The 22,892-nt window shown below is 40.0% G+C and carries 22 protein-coding genes and 2 pseudogenes; 17 read left to right on the forward strand and 7 right to left on the reverse strand.

Annotated elements, in window-relative coordinates; all coding sequences use genetic code 11:
- A partial coding sequence (locus tag VB693_RS03700; RefSeq protein ID WP_323265096.1) for an S-layer homology domain-containing protein occupies positions 1 to 667 on the forward strand: 667 nt, incomplete at its 5' end.
- Between the two features lie 78 nt (positions 668 to 745).
- On the opposite strand, the gene VB693_RS03705 is transcribed toward VB693_RS03700, so the two are convergent.
- From VB693_RS03705 to VB693_RS03715, 3 genes are all read right to left on the reverse strand, one after another.
- Positions 746 to 1,915, reverse strand: coding sequence for a helix-turn-helix domain-containing protein (locus tag VB693_RS03705; RefSeq protein ID WP_323265097.1), 1,170 nt, complete (start codon positions 1,913 to 1,915; stop codon positions 746 to 748).
- Positions 1,916 to 2,455: 540 nt separating this feature from the next.
- Complete coding sequence (locus tag VB693_RS03710) at positions 2,456 to 2,839, reverse strand: beta-lactamase hydrolase domain-containing protein (protein ID WP_323265098.1); 384 nt, start codon at positions 2,837 to 2,839, stop codon at positions 2,456 to 2,458.
- 116 nt (positions 2,840 to 2,955) lie between these two features.
- The gene (locus tag VB693_RS03715; RefSeq protein WP_323265099.1) at positions 2,956 to 3,123 is read right to left on the reverse strand and encodes a hypothetical protein; all 168 of its coding nucleotides are present in this window, start codon (positions 3,121 to 3,123) and stop codon (positions 2,956 to 2,958) included.
- A gap of 206 nt (positions 3,124 to 3,329) precedes the next feature.
- On the opposite strand from VB693_RS03715, the gene VB693_RS03720 reads away from it, so the two are divergent.
- From VB693_RS03720 to VB693_RS03755, 8 genes and pseudogenes are all read left to right on the forward strand, one after another.
- Positions 3,330 to 3,506 carry a hypothetical protein gene (locus VB693_RS03720; RefSeq protein WP_323265100.1) on the forward strand — a complete coding sequence of 59 codons (177 nt, stop codon included), beginning with the start codon at positions 3,330 to 3,332 and terminating at the stop codon, positions 3,504 to 3,506.
- A gap of 654 nt (positions 3,507 to 4,160) precedes the next feature.
- Positions 4,161 to 4,373: pseudogene (locus tag VB693_RS28975) on the forward strand (hypothetical protein); the annotation flags it as partial.
- Positions 4,367 to 4,633, forward strand: a pseudogene (locus tag VB693_RS03730) (hypothetical protein); the annotation flags it as partial. The pseudogenes VB693_RS28975 and VB693_RS03730, both read left to right, overlap by 7 nt.
- Before the next feature lie 176 nt (positions 4,634 to 4,809).
- On the forward strand, positions 4,810 to 5,841 hold the full coding sequence (locus VB693_RS03735) for a dihydroorotate dehydrogenase-like protein (protein WP_323265102.1): 1,032 nt from the start codon (positions 4,810 to 4,812) through the stop codon (positions 5,839 to 5,841).
- A 293-nt stretch (positions 5,842 to 6,134) separates the two neighbouring features.
- Positions 6,135 to 7,538 carry a tyrosine phenol-lyase gene (locus VB693_RS03740; RefSeq protein WP_323265103.1) on the forward strand — a complete coding sequence of 468 codons (1,404 nt, stop codon included), beginning with the start codon at positions 6,135 to 6,137 and terminating at the stop codon, positions 7,536 to 7,538.
- A 652-nt stretch (positions 7,539 to 8,190) separates the two neighbouring features.
- Positions 8,191 to 8,370, forward strand: a complete 180-nt coding sequence (locus tag VB693_RS03745) for a hypothetical protein (RefSeq protein ID WP_190705392.1) — start codon at positions 8,191 to 8,193, stop codon at positions 8,368 to 8,370.
- 322 nt (positions 8,371 to 8,692) lie between these two features.
- A complete protein-coding gene (locus VB693_RS03750; RefSeq protein WP_323265104.1) occupies positions 8,693 to 11,335 on the forward strand; it encodes a DNA polymerase III subunit alpha in 2,643 nt (880 codons plus the stop codon).
- Positions 11,336 to 11,708: 373 nt separating this feature from the next.
- Complete coding sequence (locus VB693_RS03755) at positions 11,709 to 12,080, forward strand: hypothetical protein (RefSeq protein WP_323265105.1); 372 nt, start codon at positions 11,709 to 11,711, stop codon at positions 12,078 to 12,080.
- 152 nt (positions 12,081 to 12,232) lie between these two features.
- Here the strand turns inward: VB693_RS03755 and VB693_RS03760 are convergent, their stop codons facing one another.
- The 4 genes from VB693_RS03760 to VB693_RS03775 all read right to left on the reverse strand — a co-directional run bounded on the left by VB693_RS03760 (position 12,233) and on the right by VB693_RS03775 (position 15,922).
- Positions 12,233 to 13,087, reverse strand: a complete 855-nt coding sequence (locus tag VB693_RS03760) for a bifunctional class I SAM-dependent methyltransferase/HIT family protein (RefSeq protein ID WP_323265106.1) — start codon at positions 13,085 to 13,087, stop codon at positions 12,233 to 12,235.
- Positions 13,088 to 13,176: 89 nt separating this feature from the next.
- A complete protein-coding gene (locus VB693_RS03765; RefSeq protein WP_323265107.1) occupies positions 13,177 to 13,902 on the reverse strand; it encodes a Uma2 family endonuclease in 726 nt (241 codons plus the stop codon).
- A gap of 52 nt (positions 13,903 to 13,954) precedes the next feature.
- Positions 13,955 to 14,725, reverse strand: coding sequence for a 3-methyl-2-oxobutanoate hydroxymethyltransferase (panB, locus tag VB693_RS03770; RefSeq protein ID WP_323265108.1), 771 nt, complete (start codon positions 14,723 to 14,725; stop codon positions 13,955 to 13,957).
- 75 nt (positions 14,726 to 14,800) lie between these two features.
- On the reverse strand, positions 14,801 to 15,922 hold the full coding sequence (locus tag VB693_RS03775; protein ID WP_323265109.1) for a ligand-binding sensor domain-containing protein: 1,122 nt from the start codon (positions 15,920 to 15,922) through the stop codon (positions 14,801 to 14,803).
- 666 nt (positions 15,923 to 16,588) lie between these two features.
- Between VB693_RS03775 and VB693_RS03780 the strand changes: the two genes are divergently transcribed.
- From VB693_RS03780 to VB693_RS03815, 8 genes are all read left to right on the forward strand, one after another.
- Positions 16,589 to 18,019 carry a form I ribulose bisphosphate carboxylase large subunit gene (locus VB693_RS03780; protein WP_237989057.1) on the forward strand — a complete coding sequence of 477 codons (1,431 nt, stop codon included), beginning with the start codon at positions 16,589 to 16,591 and terminating at the stop codon, positions 18,017 to 18,019.
- 84 nt (positions 18,020 to 18,103) lie between these two features.
- Entirely contained in the window at positions 18,104 to 18,511 is a 408-nt protein-coding gene (rcbX, locus tag VB693_RS03785; protein ID WP_190705412.1) for a RuBisCO chaperone RbcX, read from the forward strand.
- Between the two features lie 43 nt (positions 18,512 to 18,554).
- A complete protein-coding gene (locus VB693_RS03790) occupies positions 18,555 to 18,884 on the forward strand; it encodes a ribulose bisphosphate carboxylase small subunit (protein WP_190705415.1) in 330 nt (109 codons plus the stop codon).
- A gap of 235 nt (positions 18,885 to 19,119) precedes the next feature.
- Positions 19,120 to 19,731 carry a GDSL-type esterase/lipase family protein gene (locus VB693_RS03795; RefSeq protein WP_323265110.1) on the forward strand — a complete coding sequence of 204 codons (612 nt, stop codon included), beginning with the start codon at positions 19,120 to 19,122 and terminating at the stop codon, positions 19,729 to 19,731.
- A 203-nt stretch (positions 19,732 to 19,934) separates the two neighbouring features.
- Positions 19,935 to 20,159 (forward strand): type II toxin-antitoxin system Phd/YefM family antitoxin, encoded by a 225-nt coding sequence (locus VB693_RS03800; RefSeq protein WP_323265111.1) that lies wholly within the window; start codon positions 19,935 to 19,937, stop codon positions 20,157 to 20,159.
- Positions 20,159 to 20,545, forward strand: a complete 387-nt coding sequence (locus VB693_RS03805; protein WP_323265112.1) for a type II toxin-antitoxin system VapC family toxin — start codon at positions 20,159 to 20,161, stop codon at positions 20,543 to 20,545. Before VB693_RS03800 ends, VB693_RS03805 begins: the two co-directional genes overlap by 1 nt.
- Positions 20,546 to 20,636: 91 nt before the next feature.
- Positions 20,637 to 21,887 carry a ribulose bisphosphate carboxylase small subunit gene (locus VB693_RS03810; protein WP_323265113.1) on the forward strand — a complete coding sequence of 417 codons (1,251 nt, stop codon included), beginning with the start codon at positions 20,637 to 20,639 and terminating at the stop codon, positions 21,885 to 21,887.
- A gap of 217 nt (positions 21,888 to 22,104) precedes the next feature.
- Positions 22,105 to 22,892: DUF2993 domain-containing protein (locus VB693_RS03815; RefSeq protein ID WP_323265114.1), on the forward strand; the 788-nt coding region annotated here is incomplete at its 3' end.

Raw genomic sequence — 22,892 nt, forward strand, 5'->3', positions numbered from 1 at the left:
AACCCCGATACCAACACCGACACCAACCCCGATACCAACCCCGACACCAACTCCGACACCAACTCCAACTCCAACTCCAACTCCTATAGACTTAAAGGATATTGGTAATCATTGGGCAGCCCCATTTATTCGAGAATTAGTCAAACAGGAAATAGTAGCAGGGTTTCCAGATGGTACATTTAAACCTGATGCCACGATGACACGCGGACAATATGCCGCCTTATTAGTTAAAGCTTTTAACCCACCACCAAATCGCGCTGTCATCAGATTTAAAGATGTACCTGAAAATTTCTGGGCATTAAAGGTTATCGTACAGGCGTATCAAGGTCTATTCCTTGCTGGTTATCCCGATGGAACTTTTAAACCCAACCAGAATATTCAGCGTGTACAAGTGATAGTCTCCCTAGTCAATGGACTAGGGTTGGGTTTATCTACTAACGTTACCAACACCATCAAACTTTTTGACGATTATGCCAAAATTCCTGATTATGGTAAAGATCAGGTAGCCAAAGCCATAGAAAAGAAAATAATCGTCAATTATCCCAATGCCAAACTACTCAATCCTACCCGCGATGCTACACGCGCAGAGGTAGTAGCCATAGTGTACCAAGCTTTAGTAGATGCTCGTCGTGTAGCGGCAATTAACTCACCTTACATTGTTAGTTAGGGAATTGGGAATTGGGGGAAATTTCTAACTTGTCTCTCTTTTCCTCCTACTCCCCACGGGCTAAACACCCCGCTACCGCTAACAGCACTCCCTGAGTATCATGTGTTTTTTCGCGTCAAAACTAATTAGTCCTTGTTGTTGCAATTTACCTATCAATCTTGTAATTGTGACTCTAGTAGTACCACACGCACTAGCAATCTCTTCGTGAGTGAAGCGAACATTTAAACGAGTTCCTTCCGCTACTGGTTCACCAATTTCTTGTTTCAAAAACTGTAAAAGATGATGCAACCTATCTTCTACTCGTCGTTTGCCAAAAATAACTAACAAGGATTCAGTTTGCTTTAACCGTTGATTGATTTTTGGTGACAGAATATGACTGAGTACGGGATTCAAAGCTACTTCAGTTACATGAATAGATACCAACTCTACATCTGACAAAGCTGTAGCTTGATAAATAGGTAAAGATGTCATACTAGAGCTAAATACCATTTGTGGTGTCGCTAAACCTACTAAAATTTCTCCCCCTGTTTCACAGAAAGTATTTAATTTCACTAAACCTTGGCAAATATAGAAAAGTACTAAAGGATTCAGGGGAATATCTTCACCCTTGGTATACGTATATACTGGACGATCTTCACTGATAAACTTTTCACGATTGATTAATCCTACACCCTGTTGCTGATGTTGATTAATCTGACGCAGTAACCAGCGTAAAGATGTTGGTTTACCGTGATGATTACGAACTACGGCTACTGTAAAAGCCCCATCAAAAGGTTCACCATCATCTGGCTGTAAACGCAATACTAACTCTTTATCTCTATCAGACTGAAATAGCTGGTTTAGTTCACTGCGAAAACTTTCTCGTTCTTCGATGCGGATGAAGCTAATCATCGATTGACTGTATAAAGTCTGCTTGGGAATATTCAGCAATTTAGCTGCGGCTAGGTTAACTTCTTGAATAATGCCTTCTGAATTAGTAACAAAATAGGCATCTGGTGCAAATTCAAATAAATTGTAATAATATAAGCGTTCTGCTTCTAACTTATTTCTTGTTTGTAAGAGTTCCTCATTTTGTTGATAAAGTTCTTCCGCCGCTAACTGTACCATTTTAGAGTTACTATAGAGTTCCTTAAAAGCTTGCGGTAGTAAGTCAGGCGGAATCCACGGTAAAACGCTAGCAGTTTGGTACAAATCTGCTAGCTGCTTGTGTAGTGCTTCCGCTTGTTGGATAAATAATTCTATATTCACTTTAGATGCTCACGACTTAGTAGCAGCCCTGGAATAGATCAACCAACTTAATTAATAGATAAAGCAACTGCATCTACCCTAAAGCTGCGAATTGTGAAACTTGAAGTAAAGTGCAAATCTACATTTATCCTAAGAGTTAGGCAATTCTAGAACTTATTATAAAACAGCCAGCATAATTATTAAACCACTAAAAATCACCATTAAATCAATATCACCAGCAGATATTATTTGAAGAATTGTGTAAAACCAATCTCATGAGAAATTACTGGATATAGGTTACTAACTCTCAAGAATAACGAAAAGTTTAGAGCTATACTTCCATCACTAGCATCAAGCAACTACTACTTTAGACATAGATGAAATTTTAAGTTGATTTGTATCCTGCAACACAGAATGATATAAGAATAGTAAATTATTGGCGACAGTCAGAATACTAATATCTTCAAAATAATGGAATTATAAGGTTTTTAGGAAATAAAGTAGGAAGCGCAAGATAAATAAAAAATAATTAAATATTTGATTAAACTTCAGTAAATCAGATTATATTAATCCTAAATTAGCTGTTAATTCAATTGCTTTTTCAAAAGTGATACCTTGTTTGGTAGCAATATACAATAGTGCTATTACTGCTGAACGTATTGAGTTATCACAATGAATCAGAGCAGGTTTAGGTAACTCATTAATGATGTTTAAGACCTGGAGTGTACTTTGATGGTTAATTTCATCAACTGTGGTAGGTAAATTGAGATAATGCAATCCTAGAAATTCCAGTTTATCTTTTTCATCATCTAACCAGCCTTTTTCATCAGGCGATCGCAGGTTTACTATAGACTTATAACCATCAGCAAGAATTTGAGGAAATTGCTCTGGGGTAATTTGCCCTGCGACAGATAATTCATTGTTAATTTTTCTGACGATATCCATATCACCACTTTGCTAATAGTCAGTCATCAATTTTGCAGATAACTTTAATAGTAAGAACTCAGGGCTGAATAATTACTTAAAATTTCTGCCTGAGTTCTTACTACGAATTTTCATGTTTAAAAATCTTGTTTTTCTGGTATATCCCCCTCAAAAGGCTGAACACCTGTTGCAGGGTAGTCATCATCTCTCACACCAAAGATTCTTGCAACACCACCTGAGAGATAGTTAATTACTTGCTGTCCTAATGTTTGAATTTTTTGGAGTAAATTTTTAGAGGTATTCATAAATGTTTCTCCTTTTAAATTGGTATTAAACCTTGATGGAAAATTATTGTCTAATGGCAGCTATTTGATCAGGGCATTTTCACTCATATTCCAACATATCTCGAACCACTGAATTAGGTCATAATTCCAACATTTCTCCAACCTCTGCCGATTTTGGTAATTGTGCCAAAACCTGATGGGATTCAACACTCTTTCCGTAGTAAGAAGTGGTTGATTACAGAAATGATACATTGCTAAAATTATGGTTTTTAGATAATTGTGATTTAACATGGCAGACATGGGCAGAAAATGCTGTGAATATCGTATTTTTAGATCAAAATAGTAAAGCAGGAAAGCCAGCATTGCCTTTCGATGAACTCAATAGCGATGTTGGATTCTCATAAGCTAACTGCTACAAATTTTTGACTACAGAAATTACTTCCTTGTAAACAAAATATTGTCTAAAGCAGGATAAGAAATAGATGCTTACTGAAGTATATTTATAAGCAATTTAAGTATGAAGCAAGCTATTGAGATTATCCAAATTACGGCTGACGTTTTCTACACTTTTAAACTTATGTCAACAAGTTGAGGAACTTGTGAGGAAATTGCCAACAGGAGAATTTTTTTTGGTGTTGCAGAGTTAGAAGCTAGGGGTAGTCCTGTGAAATCTCTGATTATTTTTCTGTGGCTTCCCTGCGGGACGCTCTGTGAATGTGCCTCTGTGGTTTAAACGTTCCGATCTCACCTAATAGAAAACCAGAGGCTAGAGCAATATCATGTGTGAAATATTCTCCTCACAAGTTCCTCAGATTTTCTGCCTAACTTTAAAAAGGAATATCCCCAGTCCGTAGTTCCCAAATCTCTAAGGACAACAAGATGAACAAGAGACACTTTGCAACTATAGACGGTAATCAGGCTGTAGCTCAAGTTGTCTATCGACTAAATGAAGTCATCGCCATTTATCCAATTACACCTTCTTCACCGATGGCTGAATGAGCGGATGCTTGGGCTAGTGAGGGTAGACCAAATATTTGGGGTACTGTGCCAAGCGTACAACTATTTCCGACAACGCCCCAGAATTTGTCCGCGATGTACTGGGTAAAATCATTGCCCGTGCAGGGGGTGAGTTACCTATCAGTGCTTTACCTGTTGACGGCACATATCTCACGGGGACGGCAAAATGAGAAAAACGCAATATTGCTCAAGAAATCCCGGTATGGGATACCAATGTCTGCATTCAATGCGGTAAATATGTGATGGTACAGCCATGCAGAATCAAAAAGCGTCCGTTGATTCTGGCAAATGGTTGTGGTATCGCTATCATCCAGACCTAGTTAAACAAGGTAAAAATCCCCTCCAACTTGACTCACATACTCCAAAGCTACCTGTAGAAGAGTCAATGTATTGAGAAAACCGCTTCAAGATGTTAACAAAAATTAACCCAGAAGTAGCTAAACAATTACTCCAAGAAGCGCAAAATGATGTCAGTATCCGGTGGCAAATGTATCAATATTTAGCAGCGCGATAAATTGCAAATGCGACTCAACAACCAGCTAGTTCATCTGCGAAGGGTATAGGAGTGAGAGGTAGTTACTAATTCATAATTAAAAACTCAATGACAACTTACGAACTAAAAATTAGTAATTATTTTGAGAAATTTTATTTATTCGTAAATCTGATTAAATAACAGGAAAGATATTCATAATGGACTTAAAAACTAGTTATATGGGGATACAGTTGCGATCGCCACTTGTGCCGTCAGCATCTCCCCTGACAGGAGAAATTGATAACATTATATGGATAGAAGATGCTGGTGCAGGCGCGATCGTACTTCCTTCGCTGTTTGAAGAACAGTTAAGCATGGAAAGTTACGAACTGCATCATCATCTGACCTATGGTACAGAAAGCTTTCCTGAGTCTTTAACCTATTTCCCTGAACCAGAAAACTTCCGTCTAGGCCCTGACGAATATCTGGAGTTGATTTACAAAGCCAAACAAAAGGTGAAAATTCCCATTATCGCCAGCCTCAACGGTTCTTCACTAGATGGCTGGACTGACTACGCCAGAATGATTGAGCAAGCCGGTGCAGCAGCACTGGAATTAAATATTTACTCTGTACATACTGATCCACAACTGACAAGCGAGCAGATAGAGCAGAGCTATATCAATATGTTAAAGGTAGTCAAAGCTGCCATATCCATTCCTGTAGGAGTTAAGCTCAGTCCTTATTTTACCAATATGGCAAACATGGTAAAGCGTTTCGATGATGCTGGGGCTGATGCCTTGGTGTTATTTAACCGCTTTTACCAGCCAGATATTAACCTAGAAACCCTAGAAGTTCAACCCAACGTGCTTTTAAGCACCCCCCAAGCCATGCGTTTACCCCTGCGCTGGATTGCCATTCTTTATGGTCGTATCAATGCTGATTTAGCTGCTACCAGTGGTATTCATACTGCCCATGATGTTTTAAAGATGCTCATGGCTGGCGCAAACGTCACCATGTTGTGTTCTGTTTTATTACGACATGGTATCAACCATATTCGATGTATAGAACAGGAAATGCGCGAATGGATGGAACAACACGAATATGAATCTGTACAACAGCTTCAAGGCAGCATGAGCCAGAAAAACTGTCCTAACCCCAGTGCCTTTGAACGCGCTCAGTATATGCGAGCATTGCAAACTTACAAACCAGAATGGGGCAGAATTTACGAACCTTCTCATTATCACGGCTAGGGGACAAATCAATTCAAAATTCTTGCATTCAAAATTAAATAACTGGGGACTGGGGATTGGGAACTGGGGACTGGGGACTGGAGGTAGACAAGGTAGATTTTTTCAGAATGCCCAATGCCCATCTGAATATTACGAATAGGGAGTAGGGAGTTTTGCCCACCCCATAAGATGGATAATTTATTTCTGGGAAACCCCTAAAATCGCAATATTTGTAACAGTATTTGCCACTTGAGATTATAGCTACCAAAATAGTATGCACAAACCGCGCGTCTGAATACGGGAGTTATTAATGTATGACTGATACTAAGCACAATTCACCACGTCGCCGCCGTTCCTGGGCAGAACCATACAAAATCAAGGTGGTTGAACCATTAAAAATGACCTCTTGCGCTGAACGTGAGCAGGCGATCGCCGAAGCTGGGTACAATACTTTTTTATTACGTTCGGAAGATGTCTACATAGACTTACTTACAGATAGTGGTACATCTGCCATGAGTGACTCCCAGTGGGCGGGGATGATGATGGGGGATGAAGCCTACGCGGGTAGTAAAAACTTTTATCACTTAGAAGCAAATATCCAGAAATATTACGGTTATCGCTATATTGTCCCCACCCACCAAGGACGGGGTGCAGAAAATATTCTGTCGCAGATTCTGATTAAACCAGGTGACTACATCCCCGGCAATATGTATTTCACCACGACTAAGCTACATCAAGAGTTAGCCGGCGGTACATTTATTGATGTGATTATTGATGAAGCCCATGATGCTAAATCATTGCACCCCTTCAAGGGCAATATTGATCTAGAAAAGCTCACAGATTTAATTCGCCAAGTTGGTGCGGGACGCATTCCTTACATTAGTGTGGCGGGGACTGTGAACATGGCTGGCGGACAGCCAATTTCTATGGCTAATATGCGGGAAGTATTCCAAATAGCTCAAAATCATGGCATTAGAGTAATTTTAGATGCTACCCGCGCTGTAGAAAATGCGTATTTTATCCAACAGCGAGAACCGGATTATCGTCATCAAGCGATCGCTACTATCTTACGGGAATTCTGCTCTTACACTGACGGTTGCACAATGAGCGGGAAAAAAGATTCCCTAGTCAATATCGGCGGTTGGTTGGCACTTAATGATCCTGATACTTACGAAGAAGCCCGTAATCGCGTAGTCATCTACGAAGGCTTACATACCTATGGCGGTATGGCTGGACGCGATATGGAAGCGATGGCGCGGGGAATTGAAGAATCAGTCCAAGATGATCATATCCGCGCCCGTATTGGACAAGTTGAATATCTCGGTCAGAAACTCATAGATTGGAATATTCCCATTGTGATGCCCATTGGTGGTCACGCGATTTATTTAGATGCCAAACGCTTTTTACCCCACATCCCCCAAGACCAATTTCCCGCCCAACGCCTAGCAGCAGAATTATATGTAGAAGCTGGAATTCGGTCTATGGAACGGGGTATTGTTTCCGCCGGCCGCAACAAAGATACAAGCGACCATTATTATCCAGATTTAGAATTGGTGCGTTTGACGATTCCGCGCCGTGTTTATACTCAAGCCCACATGGATTTAACAGCTGAAGCCGTTGATGAAGTATATTACAATCGCGATCGCCTGGGTGGAATGCAGATGATTTACGAACCTAAATATCTCCGCTTCTTTCAAGCCCGCTTTGAACTGCTGTAATCTGATTTTAGCTGCATGGAATCTATAATTGTGGGGGCGCAAGAATTTGCTCCCCTACGAAAAATGCACCTTACTCATTTAATTGTTAAAAATAAATACATCAAAAAATACATTTATCTACATAACAAAGTTTAATGTTGAACCTCTTGCTTTCCTCAATTTAGACTGTAATGATTACTATATGAATTCTGAAAATCCAGTAACATTTTTATACTTGAGTTAAAAAAATTAAATATCTTGCGTGCATCATTAATTCTTGATGGCGATCGCTTGTAGTTTCAGAATAATGCTGTTAATAAAATATAGTTTTGTAAACTTTTTATAGCGTTTATACAACTATTTCTCAGTATTATCTGAGCAAAAAAGAATTAGAGCAACTTAAATCCAACTACCCTCATGTGCCATCAAAGCTCTACTGGTAGTGCTTAACTAACCGATAGTAGCTATAAGTATAAATGCTCTGCTTTGGAACTTTTAGTTTAACTGTCAGTCTTCTAAATGTGGCAGAAATATTTAAGTAAAATTCCGCAATTGCCACCAGGACAATTGAATGTATATCATGGCATCTTTAACAAGAAAATCAGTATCTGGCAGTGTTTTTCCCCAGCGATAAGTATTGCCAAACAGTTTTTATACTACTTTGTTCCTCACTATGGCTGATAAACACGACAAAATTAAATTTCCTCTTTGGCAGTACCTCAACCAACCGTTATTTAGCCGTGATTCTAGATTAGAACTCAATCCCCGTCGTTTTGCTTATAGCTGGCGCATTGGACTTTTAGAACGTTGCTGGTATAGAGAATGTGATGCTAAAGGGCCACAACAGCATTAGATTTTCAAAATCACCTACACTAACTACATATTGCAAACTAAGCCTCGTCTATAGAACGTGGCTTTTTGCATTTTCAGGCGTTAGGGGATAGGGGTGTAAGGGTTTATGGGGTGTAGAGGCAGAAGAACTCATGATTAATGTAACTCTTAATACACTAGATGCGGAAGTGAAATTTTCGTAAACACGTTAACCTAGGATGCTGTTGGTGACAAAATCATTCTCCCCAGAGATTTGTGCTTTAAAATTGCATAGTACTAAGAGCCAGGATGCTTGGCATCAGTAATTTCTTTCATTTTTAATTTTTAATTTTTAATTACTTCGTATGTCCTTTGTACCTTTACATATTCACAGTGACTACAGTCTGCTTGATGGTGCAAGTCAGCTACCATATTTGATTGATCGCGCGATCGCACTGGGGATGAAAGCGATCGCCATCACTGATCATGGTGTGATGTATGGTGCTGTCGAACTTCTGAAAGTCTGCCGCAGTCAGAATATTAAGCCAATTATTGGCAACGAGATGTATATCATTAACGGCGATATCGAAAAGCAGGAACGCCGTCCTAAATATCATCAAGTTGTGTTAGCTAAAAATAATAAAGGTTACAAAAACTTAGTTAAACTAACTACAATTTCTCACCTTAACGGTGTACAAGGCAAAGGTATTTTTTCTCGCCCTTGTATTAACAAAGAATTATTAAAACAATATCGTGAAGGTTTAATAGTTACTAGTGCGTGCTTAGGTGGAGAAATTCCTCAAGCAATCATGAGTGGTAGACCAGATGCAGCCAGGAAAGTAGCTCAGTGGTATAAAGATGTATTTGGGGATGATTTTTATTTAGAAATTCAAGACCACGGCTCGCAAGAAGACCGCATTGTTAACGTCGAAATTGTCAAAATAGCCAGAGAATTAAATATAAAATTTATTGCTACCAATGACTCTCATTTTATTTCTTGTTTTGACGTAGAAGCACACGATGCTTTGCTGTGTATTCAAACAGCCAAGCTGATTAGTGAAGAGAATCGGATGCGTTATAGCGGCACAGAGTATCTGAAATCTGCGGAGGAGATGCAGATACTATTTCGTGACCACTTACCAGATGATATCATTGCGGAAGCGATCGCCACAACTGAAGAAGTTGCAGATAAAGTCGAGCCTTACCAAATTATGGGTGAGCCGCGTATTCCTAATTATCCCATTCCGGCTGGTCACACTGCTGATACTTACGTTGAAGAAGTTTCTTGGCAAGGACTATTAGAAAGATTAAATCGCAAATCCCGCAGCGAAGTTGATCAAGTCTACAAAGAAAGACTGGAATATGAACTAAAAATGTTGCAACAGATGGGTTTCTCCACATACTTTTTAGTTGTGTGGGACTACATCAAATTTGCTAAAGATAATAATATTCCCGTGGGGCCTGGACGTGGTTCAGCCGCAGGTTCACTAGTCGCCTATACAATGGGAATTACTAATATTGACCCAGTGCATCACGGTTTACTATTTGAGCGATTTTTGAATCCAGAACGTAAATCAATGCCGGATATTGATACAGATTTCTGTATTGAACAACGGGATAAAGTGATTGATTATGTAACTGATAAATATGGTAAAGATAAAGTCGCGCAAATTATCACCTTTAACCGTTTAACTTCTAAAGCAGTATTAAAAGATGTCGCCAGAGTATTAAATATTCCCTATGGGGAATCCGACAAAATGGCGAAACTGATTCCGGTGGTGCGGGGTAAACCAACTAAACTCAAAGTGATGATTTCTGATGCTACCCCAGCACCAGAGTTTAAAGAAAAATATGATAATGACCCCATTGTGCGCCGTTGGCTGGATATGGCGATGCGAATTGAAGGGACGAACAAAACCTTTGGAGTTCACGCCGCCGGGGTAGTAATTTCTGCCGACCCATTAGATGAAATAGTCCCACTGCAAAGAAATAATGACGGGTCTGTAATTACGCAATATTTCATGGAAGACCTGGAATCAATGGGTTTGTTGAAAATGGACTTTTTAGGTCTAAGAAACTTAACCATGATTCAAAAAACCATTGATTTAATTGAAGAAAATCATGGTTTTACAGTTGACCCCTATGAAATTACCAATCAAGAACGCAAAGCCCAAAAAATATTAGCTAAAGGTGAGCATAAAACTCTGCCTAAAGATGTCCAAAAAACCTATGAATTATTAGAATCAGGGGAATTAGAAGGAATATTTCAGTTAGAATCTTCAGGGATGAAGCAGATAGTCCGAGATTTGAAACCTTCCAATATTGAAGATATTTCTTCCATCTTGGCACTATATCGACCAGGCCCCTTAGATGCAGGATTAATTCCTAAATTTATTAACCGTAAACATGGCAGAGAAAATATTGATTATGACAGCCAGATTTTAGAACCCATATTAAATGAAACCTATGGCATCATGGTCTATCAAGAGCAAATCATGAAAATTGCTCAAGATATGGCTGGCTATTCTTTAGGACAAGCCGACTTGCTGCGCCGTGCTATGGGTAAAAAGAAAGTTTCTGAGATGCAGAAGCAGCAAGAAAAATTTATTGATGGGTCAACTAAAAACGGCGTGAAAAAGCAAGTAGCCGAACAGCTATTTGAAGATATGTTAAAATTCGCTGAATATTGTCTAAGTTATGAAACGGAAATTTTAACAGTTGAATATGGCTTTTTACCCATTGGTAAAATTGTAGAAAAACAAATTGAATGTACAGTATATACTGTTGATAGTAATGGCACTGTTTACACTCGACCCATTGCTCAGTGGCATAATCGTGGTCAACAAGAAGTGTTTGAATATTGCTTAGAAGATGGGTCAATTATTCGGGCGACAAAAGACCATAAATTTATGACTACAGATGGTCAAATGTTACCGATTGACGAAATATTTGCACGAGAATTAGATTTATTACAAGTTAAGCAAGCAAATGTATTTGCTCAATCTTAAGGGTGTAGTAAACATTAAATTATAGTGGCGTGGCAAGGCTAACTTAGCTTGAATTGTTGACGGTGCGTTGCGCTGTGCTGTGCGACAACATACCCTACATTAAAATTTCTTAACATACTTTGAAATATGAAAACCGATTTACTTACTATATAAAGTATGTTTAAAAAACTTCCTTAATCTATAAAATAATTTCTAACTTTTGTTAGATGAATAACTAGCTTTTTACCTCTAATTTTAAATAGTGAATGGCAGCTAAATGGGCGATGTAAGCAATATGCTTTTACTGAATGTCATCCCTAGTTAAGCTTATTAACTAAGCAATACATTTCTGCCAACTTGAAAATTATTCACCTTTAATTAATGGAGTGTAACGATGAAGAATTTATTTACTAAGGCAATTAATTTGATCAAAGTTATATCTCAAACCTTTGAATTTAAGCGGTTTTTTGCTATTGCCTTAGTTGGTTTTTTAGTGCTAACAACAAGCTTAAATTCTAACATTGATACTGGACGTAGCCGCGATACTGTCATTAGAAGACTAGACAAAGTTGTACATCAGGATGATGCTGATAGACCCAAAACCACAGGAGAATGGAATAAAGAAGCGCGTCAAACGGAAGATGCTCCTGGTGAAAGAGCTAAAAGAATTGCTAAAGAATCTGGCGAAGCTTTAAAGCAATGGGGTTCTGTGTACCCAGACACAGCTAAGAGAAGTGCTAACGAACTCCAAGACAACAATAGATAGGTAAAAACTATCTTGTATTCAACAGAAGTAAATAATTAAAGGTTTGTAGTAAGGACTTTATTCCTTCTTTTCAGACTAAGTTCCTTACTACGAACTCGATCACAATAACTTTACATTAATTAAGATAGTTAGGTTTATTAACGCCGACTTACTCATTTTCTTTTAGGAATAACATTCCTAATGCCACTTTTTACACCAACACTATCAACTTGGTAACGAGGAATGATATGAATACTAGTGTGCATAATATTTTGCCCTCCAGCGCGATTGATGTTCATCCCTACATTAAAACCATCGGGTGTGAATTCAGCTTTAATAATTTCTTGGACTTTATTCACCATTAACCAACACGCAGATTGCTCTGGAAATGGTAACTCAAAATAATTACTCACATGACGCTTAGGAATTACTAAAACGTGTCCTTTGCTGATAGGATAAGCATCAAAAATTGCATAGGCTGTTGCTGATTCAGTTAATAAATTTAGATTTTTACGTGGATTGCAAAATATACAATAATTATCTGAATGTCGCTGATGATTATAATGAATGTATTCATATAATTCCCGCATTTCATCCAGATAAATGGAATTGAAGGGAAGTTTTACAATACATTGATATGTAGGCTTTTTATGCACATAATGCTCTCTAAAACCTTCTTTTTTTAAATCCCGTCTAACAGCATAATAAGCTTTACCTCCTGGTTTTAATAAATGGGCTATTTCCATCATCGCATTCGCTTGTTCTTCAGGAGATAAAACATTTAAAACATAAAAGCAAATTATCGTATCAAATTTATTGTGAGGGTATTGGGGAAAATAGTAAGGGTCATAGCCTGTAATATCAAAGCCTTTTTGTCGTAATAATTTAACATCATTACCAAAGCCACAACCAAAATCTAATATTTTGCCTTGTAGTAGATTTTGATTTAATAACAACTGTGCAGGGAATGACAGGTAGTTTCTTTCAATCGCCGTAAGATGGCTGAATTGATTCTTTTGCTGCTTCATGCAATTTGGTGTTGATTTTCCCTGCTTTTAATTAGCGATCGCGTACTTGCTGCCACAGGGAGTCTATAATTAATTATTCCCTGATAGCATTAGGCGATCGCATCAGGGTCAACACCTAGCTCACGCAACTTAGCAGCTAATCTATCCGCACGTTGACTTTCTTGTTCTGCTTGCTCGTTGCTCCACAACAATAAATTTCCTGCTCCATCCCACCACCGTAGCCAATTCATAGTTTGGCAAAGTCTTTCACCTTGCCAAATTCCCAGAAATAATTCCAACTCAGGAATCCAAAAATACCCGTTAGTATCTGGTGGCTGCAAAACATATTTTTCATCCTGCAAGCAGCGTACTTCTAAAATCAGTTCGTAGGGGTCGTAGGTGACGTAGGTGGGAACTTGGAGAATCTTTTCATAAAAATAGAGTTTACCGTATGGGGGACTGGAGCGTACTGATAGTTCTCCATTCTCCGTATCTGAGAGAAATTCCATCACCACAGACACAGCCGCGCCTTCTAAATGGGGTGTGTAACTACGACGAATTACATCGGTTGCTACAGGTTGTACTTGCGGTACATAAAACCAATCAGGTGCTTTGACAACGATTTTTTTATTAACTGTCGCTACTAGTCCAAAATTAGAGCCGATGAGCATTTCGGGTTGAATGCGTCCGTTAGAACCTAAAGTATCTGTCAGTGCTGCTGCAAGAGGAGGTTGCTGAATATTTTCCACAGGGTCGTCAGGTAAAATAAAATCACTTGGGAGTGCTTCCCAGGAGACATTTAATTCTTTTTGGGTGGGGCTGATTTGTAAAACCATAAATATATTCTCAAGAAATGAGACAAGGGAGACGATGCCCAATACGTTAATATTATGGAAACTTTCGCTCGCGTACTTCTATAGCGTAATCTTGCACAGCTTTGGTGATTGTTTCCCGCAAATTTGTATAAACTTTAGCGAATGGTGGTTGTTTTTCTGATAATCCCAGGATATCTGAAGTGACTAAAACTTGACCATCACAATGAGAACCTGCACCAATACCAATTGTAGGAATGGTAAGTTTTTGTGTAATCTGCATTGCTAAATCTGCGGGTATATGCTCTAAAACGATCGCAAATACACCCGCTTGCTCCAGTGCGATCGCTTCGTGTAAAATTTTCTCAGCTGTTTCCTCAGTCTTCCCCTGTTGTCGCAAACCCAACTGATGTACTGACTGCGGTGTCAAACCTACATGACCCATCACCGGAATTCCCGCCTGCACCAACCGCGTCACAGTCTCCACCATTGCGGGATAACCACCTTCTAGTTTGACGGCTTGCGCTCCTGTTTCCTTTAATACTAGCCCAGCCGAGCGTATCGCTTGTTGGATACTTTCTTGATAGGTCAAAAACGGCAAATCCACCACCACCAAAGCACGTTTTACCCCCCGACATACAGCTTTGGCATGGTGCAGCATTTCTTCTAGGGTAATTGGCAGCGTATTTTTGTACCCCAGAACTGCCGCCATCGAGTCTCCCACCAGGATTAAGTCTACACCAGCTGCATCGAGAATATGAGCGATCGCATAATCCCAAGCAGTCAACGCCACAATTGCGCGTCCCTGTTGTTTGAATTGAATTAATTGTTGCGTAGTAATTGCCATAGAGGTTACAGGTGACAGGTTACAGGTTGTAGGTTACAGGAGAAAACTGTCACCAGTCATCTATCACCTGCTTCCTCATTTCACAGCACGACTGAAAGCTAGATGAGGTGTTGCACTCTTCATTGTCGGCATTAACCAAGCTAGACCTTCAGTCGTGCCAATCCATAATTTATTGGCAACGTCGGGTACAATCGTCAGCACTCGACTAGACGGAAGTCCGGCTACTTCATCTAACACCGCGCCTGTATTTGGATTTAATCGTAACAAACCATTGTGAGTCCCTACCCACACACTACCATCTTTAGCAAAACGAACTGCTGTCACATTCTTGCCTCGCAATCGAGCTACAGAACGTAACACTATTCCAGTTTTGGGATTAATTACTAGTAAATTATTAGGCATTCCCGCCCAAATTAACCCTTCTGGACTAATAGCTAAAGCTTGTACTGTCGTACCGGGTAAATCATTGATTCGCTTCATAATCAATGCACTGGCGGTATTAACTCGTACTAAACCATCTAAAGTCCCAACCCACAGTTGACCTTCTGCATCTAAAGTCAGAGTGTTCGCACTCACACCAGGCAAATTCTTGACTGTGGTCATAATTAAACCTTGGTCGGGACTAATTAAAGCTAAACCATTGTCAGTTCCAGTCCACAAATAACCTCGCCTGTCAACAAGCAATGACAAAACCCGCTTGGAAGGCAAAAATAAATTCTGGGCTGTAATTTCATTGGTACGCGGTTCTACTCGTATCAAACCTTCATAACTGCCTACCCACAACCGCCCTACTTTGTCTTGTGCTAAAGCACCAATGGCAGTATTAGGTAGACTAACACGCGCCAAAATTTTCCCCGTTTTAGAGTCAACGCGAGATAATCCCCGCCAAGAACCCACCCAAAGATTACCTGCAAAATCTGCTAGTAAGTTACTAACACGATAATCAGTTTCTACTGAACGCTCTTCCAACTCCCGTTCATCTGGTAAGGGGGCTACTCTTGATGGTGGCGCAGTTGCAGGATAAGAAGGGGCTAAATCTGACGGATTAACAGAATTAACCTTAGAGGTTGTTTGTGCCTTGACTGAAATATTTGGCACAACCATTAACCCCAACAATATTGAAGTAATCAGTAAACTAGTCTGCTTGTGAAATAATACCACGGCGAAATTCCCTTTAGAGACAATACCTATAGCCATTGCCTAAACTGGCTAGCTAACAATTGATCTCAGTTTTCCCGCAGTTGGTAGTTTTTAAACAGGTAGAACGGAGAAGCGAGGGGAGAAACAATTCAAAATTCAAAATACTCATTCGGCGTTCGCGGTAGCGTTGCGTAGCAAAGCAAGCTACAAAATTCAATCAACACCGGCTAAACGCCGCGCTACCGCTAACAGCACTCTCTACAACTAAAGAATACTTTTGTAAAGTCATTGTAACAAAATGTTTAAAAATTTATGTAATAACAAATTCAAATCAATAAGTTAAAAACTTTCAAAGTTTAACTTATGCAATTTCTTGATATATTGTGAGACAAGTTACAAATTACGCGGTGTGCAATTTTGATCTTTCGCTCATCACTCTACTGGATTTTGCGTCAAGCAAATTCTCTCCTGTTCAATGTTTCCCGTAAATCAGGAAGACATCAGGAAAGTATGGGCGGAAAATCGTGAAAAATAGCCCAATTTCCTAAATAATCTGGAATTCAGGGATATAAGTCATACTTTCTGCCTAGCGCGAAGGTAGCGATTAGCAAAAGAATTTTCCTGTTTTTCTCCTTGCTGATAGTCAGGTAGAGCGAACGTGAGAAAAATTTACACAAAACGTGATTTGATAAATAAAAAGAGTGACATCTTGGAAGGATAAATATGTCGTACGCTCAAACGAAAACTCAGGCTAAATCTGGGTATCAAGCCGGGGTTAAAGATTACAGACTAACTTATTACACACCTGATTACACACCTAAAGATACAGATATTCTTGCTGCTTTCCGGATGACTCCCCAACCCGGAGTTCCACCAGAAGAAGCAGGTGCTGCTGTAGCTGCTGAGTCTTCCACTGGTACTTGGACCACTGTATGGACAGACTTACTTACCGACCTAGATCGCTACAAAGGTCGTTGCTACGACATCGAACCAGTTGCAGGCGAAGACAACCAATACATCGCTTACGTTGCTTATCCTCTAGATTTGTTTGAGGAAGGCTCTGTCACCAATATGTTGACCTCGATTGTAGGTAACGTATTTGGTTTTAAAGCTTTGCGCGCATTGCGTTTAGAAGACTTACGGATTCCCGTAGCATACTTGAAGACTTTCCAAGGTCCTCCTCACGGTATCCAAGTTGAGCGTGACAAATTAAACAAATACGGTCGTCCTTTGTTGGGTTGTACAATCAAACCCAAACTAGGTTTGTCTGCTAAGAACTACGGTCGTGCTGTATACGAATGTTTACGTGGTGGTTTGGACTTCACCAAAGATGACGAAAACATTAACTCTGCACCTTTCCAACGTTGGCGCGATCGCTTCTTGTTTGTAGCAGAAGCCATCCACAAAGCACAAGCAGAAACCGGCGAAATCAAGGGTCACTACTTGAACGTCACCGCACCTACCTGCGAGCAAATGTTGGAACGGGCTGAGTACGCTAAAGAACTCAAAATGCCCATCGTCATGCATGACTACCTGACCGCAGGTTTCACAGCTAACACCACCTTGGCTCATTGGTGTCGTAAGAACGGTATTTTGCTGCACATTCACCGTGCGATGCACGCCGTTATCGACCGTCAAAAGAACCACGGTATTCACTTCCGTGTATTGGCTAAAACCCTGCGGATGTCTGGTGGTGACCACATTCACACCGGTACAGTTGTTGGTAAATTGGAAGGCGAACGCGGCATCACAATGGGCTTCGTTGACCTGTTGCGTGAAAACTACGTTGAGCAAGACAAGTCTCGCGGTATCTACTTCACCCAAGACTGGGCTTCTATGCCTGGTGTAATGGCAGTTGCTTCCGGTGGTATCCACGTATGGCATATGCCCGCGTTGGTAGAAATCTTCGGTGATGACTCCGTACTACAATTTGGTGGTGGTACACTTGGTCACCCCTGGGGTAACGCTCCTGGTGCAACCGCTAACCGCGTAGCTCTGGAAGCTTGTATCCAAGCTCGTAACGAAGGACGTAACATGGCTCGTGAAGGTAACGACATTATCCGCGAAGCGGCTAAGTGGTCTCCAGAACTAGCCGTTGCTTGTGAACTATGGAAGGAAATCAAGTTCGAGTTTGAGGCAATGGATACCGTCTGATAAAGCCTGAAGGTGTAAGGATGAAGGTTAAACAAAAATCTCTTCATCCTTTGTACTTCATACTTTAGAGGGGCTGGGTCAAGCATGGATCTCAAGCAAATTGCGAAAGACACAGCCAAGACTCTCCAAAGTTACCTGACTTATCAGGCACTAAGGACGGTTCTGGCACAGCTGAGCGAAACTAATCCTCCGTTGGCATATTGGCTGCAAAACTTCTCCGCAGGTAAAATTCAGGACGGAGAAGCATACATTGAGCAGCTTTTTCGTGAGCAGCCAGATTTAGCATTACGAATTATGACTGTCAGAGAACACATTGCCGAGGAAGTTACAGAATTTTTACCTGAAATGGTTCTGACTGGCATTCAAAAAGCCAACATAGAAAAACGTCGCCAGCATCTAGAGCGGATTACAAGCATAGACACATACCAACCCAGTCCACCAGCAGAACAGCCAACCAACTCAGATACGAACTTGGATAACTTATCCAGTTAGTTGGTCAACGTACTACAAAAATCCCACCCCATTATCAACAGCCATGCAAACTTTACCAAAAGAGCGTCGTTACGAAACCCTTTCTTATCTTCCCCCCCTCAGCGATGCTCAAATCGCCAAACAGGTTCAGTACATCCTCACTCAAGGTTACATCCCAGCAGTTGAGTTTAACGAAACTTCTGAACCTACCGAACTTTTCTGGACAATGTGGAAATTGCCTTTGTTCGGTGCTAAATCCACTCAAGAAGTTCTGGGTGAAGTACAAGCTTGTCGTTCTCAATATGGTAACTGCTACGTTCGTGTTGTAGGTTTTGACAACATCAAGCAGTGTCAAGTTCTCAGCTTCATTGTTCACAAACCCAGCAGATACTAAACAAGGTAAAAAGGTAAAACTTTTAATACCTTTGTTTTTGTTAACGCAATTTAGATAAGAGAGGTAAGATTAAATGCCTCTCTTTTTTATTGTTCGTAGTAAGGACTTTAGTCCTTAGAAAAATCAGGACTAAAGTCCTTACTACAAACTTGCTTTTAAACTTGACTCACTAGCACTAGTAAAGATGTTGCAATGCAACGTCTCTACAGTTTCACAACACCATAAAATTTTATTCATGAATTTAAAACATATATCACAAATCAGAATTTGCTTTCTGGGCGAATCATTTGTTAATGGCACAGGTGATCCAGAATGCTTGGGTTGGACAGGTAGAATATGTGTAAATGCTAATAAAAAAGGTCATGATATCACCTACTATAATTTAGGCGTAAGGAGGGAAACGAGTACAGAACTGAGACATCGTTGGTTCAGAGAAGTTTCGTATCGTTTACCCAAAGAATACGATGGTAGGGTAGTATTTTCCTTTGGAGCAAACGACACAACTATCGAAAAAGGTCAACCTCGTGTTGATATCACAGAATCATTGGAAAATATCCATAGCATTTTGAGTGAAGCTAAACAGTTATATCCTGTTTTAATGATTAGCACTGCACCGTGTGGCGATGAGAAACAAAATCAAAGAATTGCTAATTTATCTGAAGAATTTGCAGTAATTTGTCATGAATTAAATGTTCCTTATCTTAACGTTTTTCCCATATTGAATAAGTCCAATATTTGGTTAGAAGAAGCCAGAAATTATGATGGCGCACATCCTAGAGCCGCAGGTTATAGAGAATTTGCCCAAATTGTTGACAATTGGGATGCGTGGATAAATTGGTTTAGATAAAAATTGCCTATACTAGATGCAGCGACACTCATTTGAGGAATCGGCTAATGACATCATCGGTAGAAAAAAGCTTTGGTAAAAGTGTATTCCATCCTTAGAAAGTGGAGACAAGCTCATCCGCCACGAATTTGAGCATCGATAAACTTAAAGTAGAAATTCAGAACAATATCGAAACCTGACTTTACTATTCAAAGGCAAAAATTATGACACAAATTACTTTAGCTGAAGCATCTCAACATTTGTCAGACTTGATTGATGCAGCACTTGAGGGTGAGGAAATTATCATCATTAAAGATAATCAACCTGTTGTAAAATTAACTCCTGTATTGCCAATTAAACGCTGCCGCCAACCTGGAAGTGCCAAAGGTTTAATTACAATATCCGATGACTTTGATGAACCTTTAGAAGATTTTCGGAACTATATGTGATGATGTGGCTAATTGATACACATACTTTTATTTGGTATGTAACAGATGACTCAAAACTAAGTAATCAAGTAATAAAACTAATCAATGATGAGAACAATCAAATTTTTTTGATTATAGCTAGTATCTGGGAAATAGGGATTAAACAAAGTTTAGGTAAGCTGAACTTTAATCTGCCATTGAAGATGTTCATCACACAGCAAATGAGTCTCAATAACTTTAGTTTACTAGATATAAAAATTAGTCATGTTAGTACTGTTTCCCAACTACCTTTACATCATCGTGACCCCTTTGACAGAATGTTAATTGCACAAGCTATCGCAGAAAATATACCTATCCTCAGTGCGGATGCAATTTTTGATACCTATCCTATACAACGATTATGGTAGAACTTTTTAAATTCTACCGAAAGATAAATAAACATTGAACACCAAAAAAACTTAACATTAATTCTAATAAATATTAACCAGGGATAAATTTGTGGCTTATTATATTGCTCCGCGCTTTCTAGACAAACTTGCTGTTCACATCACTAAAAACTTCTTGAATATTCCTGGTATTAGAGTACCGTTGATTTTGGGAATTCACGGGCGCAAAGGCGAAGGAAAAACCTTTCAATGTGAGTTAGCTTTTGAAAAGATGGGTATAGAAGTCACACTCATATCTGGCGGTGAATTGGAAAGTCCAGATGCGGGAGATCCAGCACGGTTAATCCGCCTACGCTATCGGGAAACAGCCGAACTCATCAAAGTACGCGGTAAAATGTGCGTACTGATGATTAATGATTTAGATGCAGGTGCGGGACGCTTTGACGAAGGGACTCAATACACTGTAAATACTCAGTTGGTGAATGCCACACTGATGAATATTGCTGATAATCCTACAGATGTGCAGTTACCTGGAAGCTATGACTCGAACCCGATAAGACGCGTCCCCATTATTGTTACAGGTAATGATTTTTCCACACTCTATGCGCCATTAATTCGGGATGGACGAATGGAGAAGTTTTATTGGGATCCTAACCGTGATGACAAAGTGGGGATTGTTGGCGGGATTTTTGCCGAAGATGGAATCTCACCCAGGGAAATTGAACAACTAGTTGATACATTTCCCAATCAATCCATTGATTTCTATAGTGCATTGCGATCGCGCATTTACGATGAACAAATTCGTGAATTTATCCATCAAATAGGGTATGAGAGTATATCTTCACGTGTCGTGAATAGCTTAGAAGGCCCACCAGCATTTAAAAAGCCCAATTTTAACCTCTCTCACTTAATCGAGTCCGGGAAATTCATCGTGGGTGAACAACAACGAGTAGAAACTTCCCAGTTAGTGGATGAATACAATCGTCTGAATCGAGGTAGAGGTTATCAACCCGCACCACCACCTGAAGTTACACCAAAGAGTCAGCCTTCACCTAATGGTTCGCCAAAACACCAGAGTGCTAGTAGTACCCACTTGAGTTTAGAGACACAAGAACAAATCCGGCAAATTTTATCTCAAGGTCATCAAATTAATTTTGAACACGTAGATGAACGCCGCTTCCGCACTGGTTCTTGGCAGAGTTGCGGTACTATTCACATTGATGCTGAATCTGACGCTATCTCCGCTTTGGAAACTTTTTTAGCTGAATATAACGGTGAATACGTGCGTTTGGTCGGAATTGACCCCAAAGCCAAGCGGCGGGTAGTAGAGACAATTATTCAACGACCGAATGGGAAAAATTAGGTGATAGGTGATAGGTAACAGAGGGATGAATATTTTTGATTTTTAACTTCCCCCAAAGGGGGTTGACTTCTCTGCTTCTTTCTTACCAAAAGCGATCGCTTCTCTATCATCAGTTATCCCAAGTCAGACTATCAGCATATTTAATCACGGGATCGCTTGCCGTATTGTTCACATTTTGTTACAAAAGTACAAAGAACTTCTAGAGACCCACAACCAAATGTTCGGCGGACTAACTGGTTTACAAGATCCTAAAGGCACTGATTGGGGCGAAAAAATGCTCAATACGGTCGCCAGCCAAACGATTCGCCACTTATTCACCCAAAGCGAGTCGGTAGAAGTCCTTGTGCGCTGCTATCCCTCCAGCAAACTGTTGCAAGGCAGCATTGATAGTTTCAAAATGAGTGGACGTGGCTTGGTTATCCGTAGAGATTTTGCTGTAGAAGAGATGTCTTTTGAGACAGACGCGGTGGCTATTGACTTTGGTGCAGTTTTGAGTGGAAAATTAAATCTCAAGCAGCCAACTCAGGCGATCGCTCAAATAGTATTATCGGAAGACGGGATCAACCAAGCTTTTAACGCTGAACTAGTCAAGAAACGCCTAGTTAATCTCTCTGTACCTGCATTAACAGAATTATCCGGTGGTAAGCCAGTATCGTTTACCGAGGTGCAAGTACAGCTATTACCACAAAATTGTCTGCGACTGTCAGCTAAGGCAGATTTAAACAGTGGAGAACTGATCCCACTGCAAATGACTTTAAGCCTTTCTGTAGAAAAGCGTCGGCGGATTGCTTTTAAAGATCCCAAAATTGAGCTTGACCAAGTACCAGAAGCCCAAAAAGAAATATCACAAACACTAAGCCTAGCACTAGCGGAAATTTTAGATAATATGGTCGATTTGGATCGCTTTGACCTAGATGGGGTAAAAATGCGACTCAATCGCTTAGAAACTGAAGGTCAGAGGTTGATTTTTAGTGGCTATGCAGAAATTGAAAGGATTCCGCGTAG

Origin of the sequence: Anabaena sp. UHCC 0399 (assembly GCF_034931465.1) — a bacterium.
GTDB lineage: Bacteria > Cyanobacteriota > Cyanobacteriia > Cyanobacteriales > Nostocaceae > Trichormus > Trichormus minutissimus.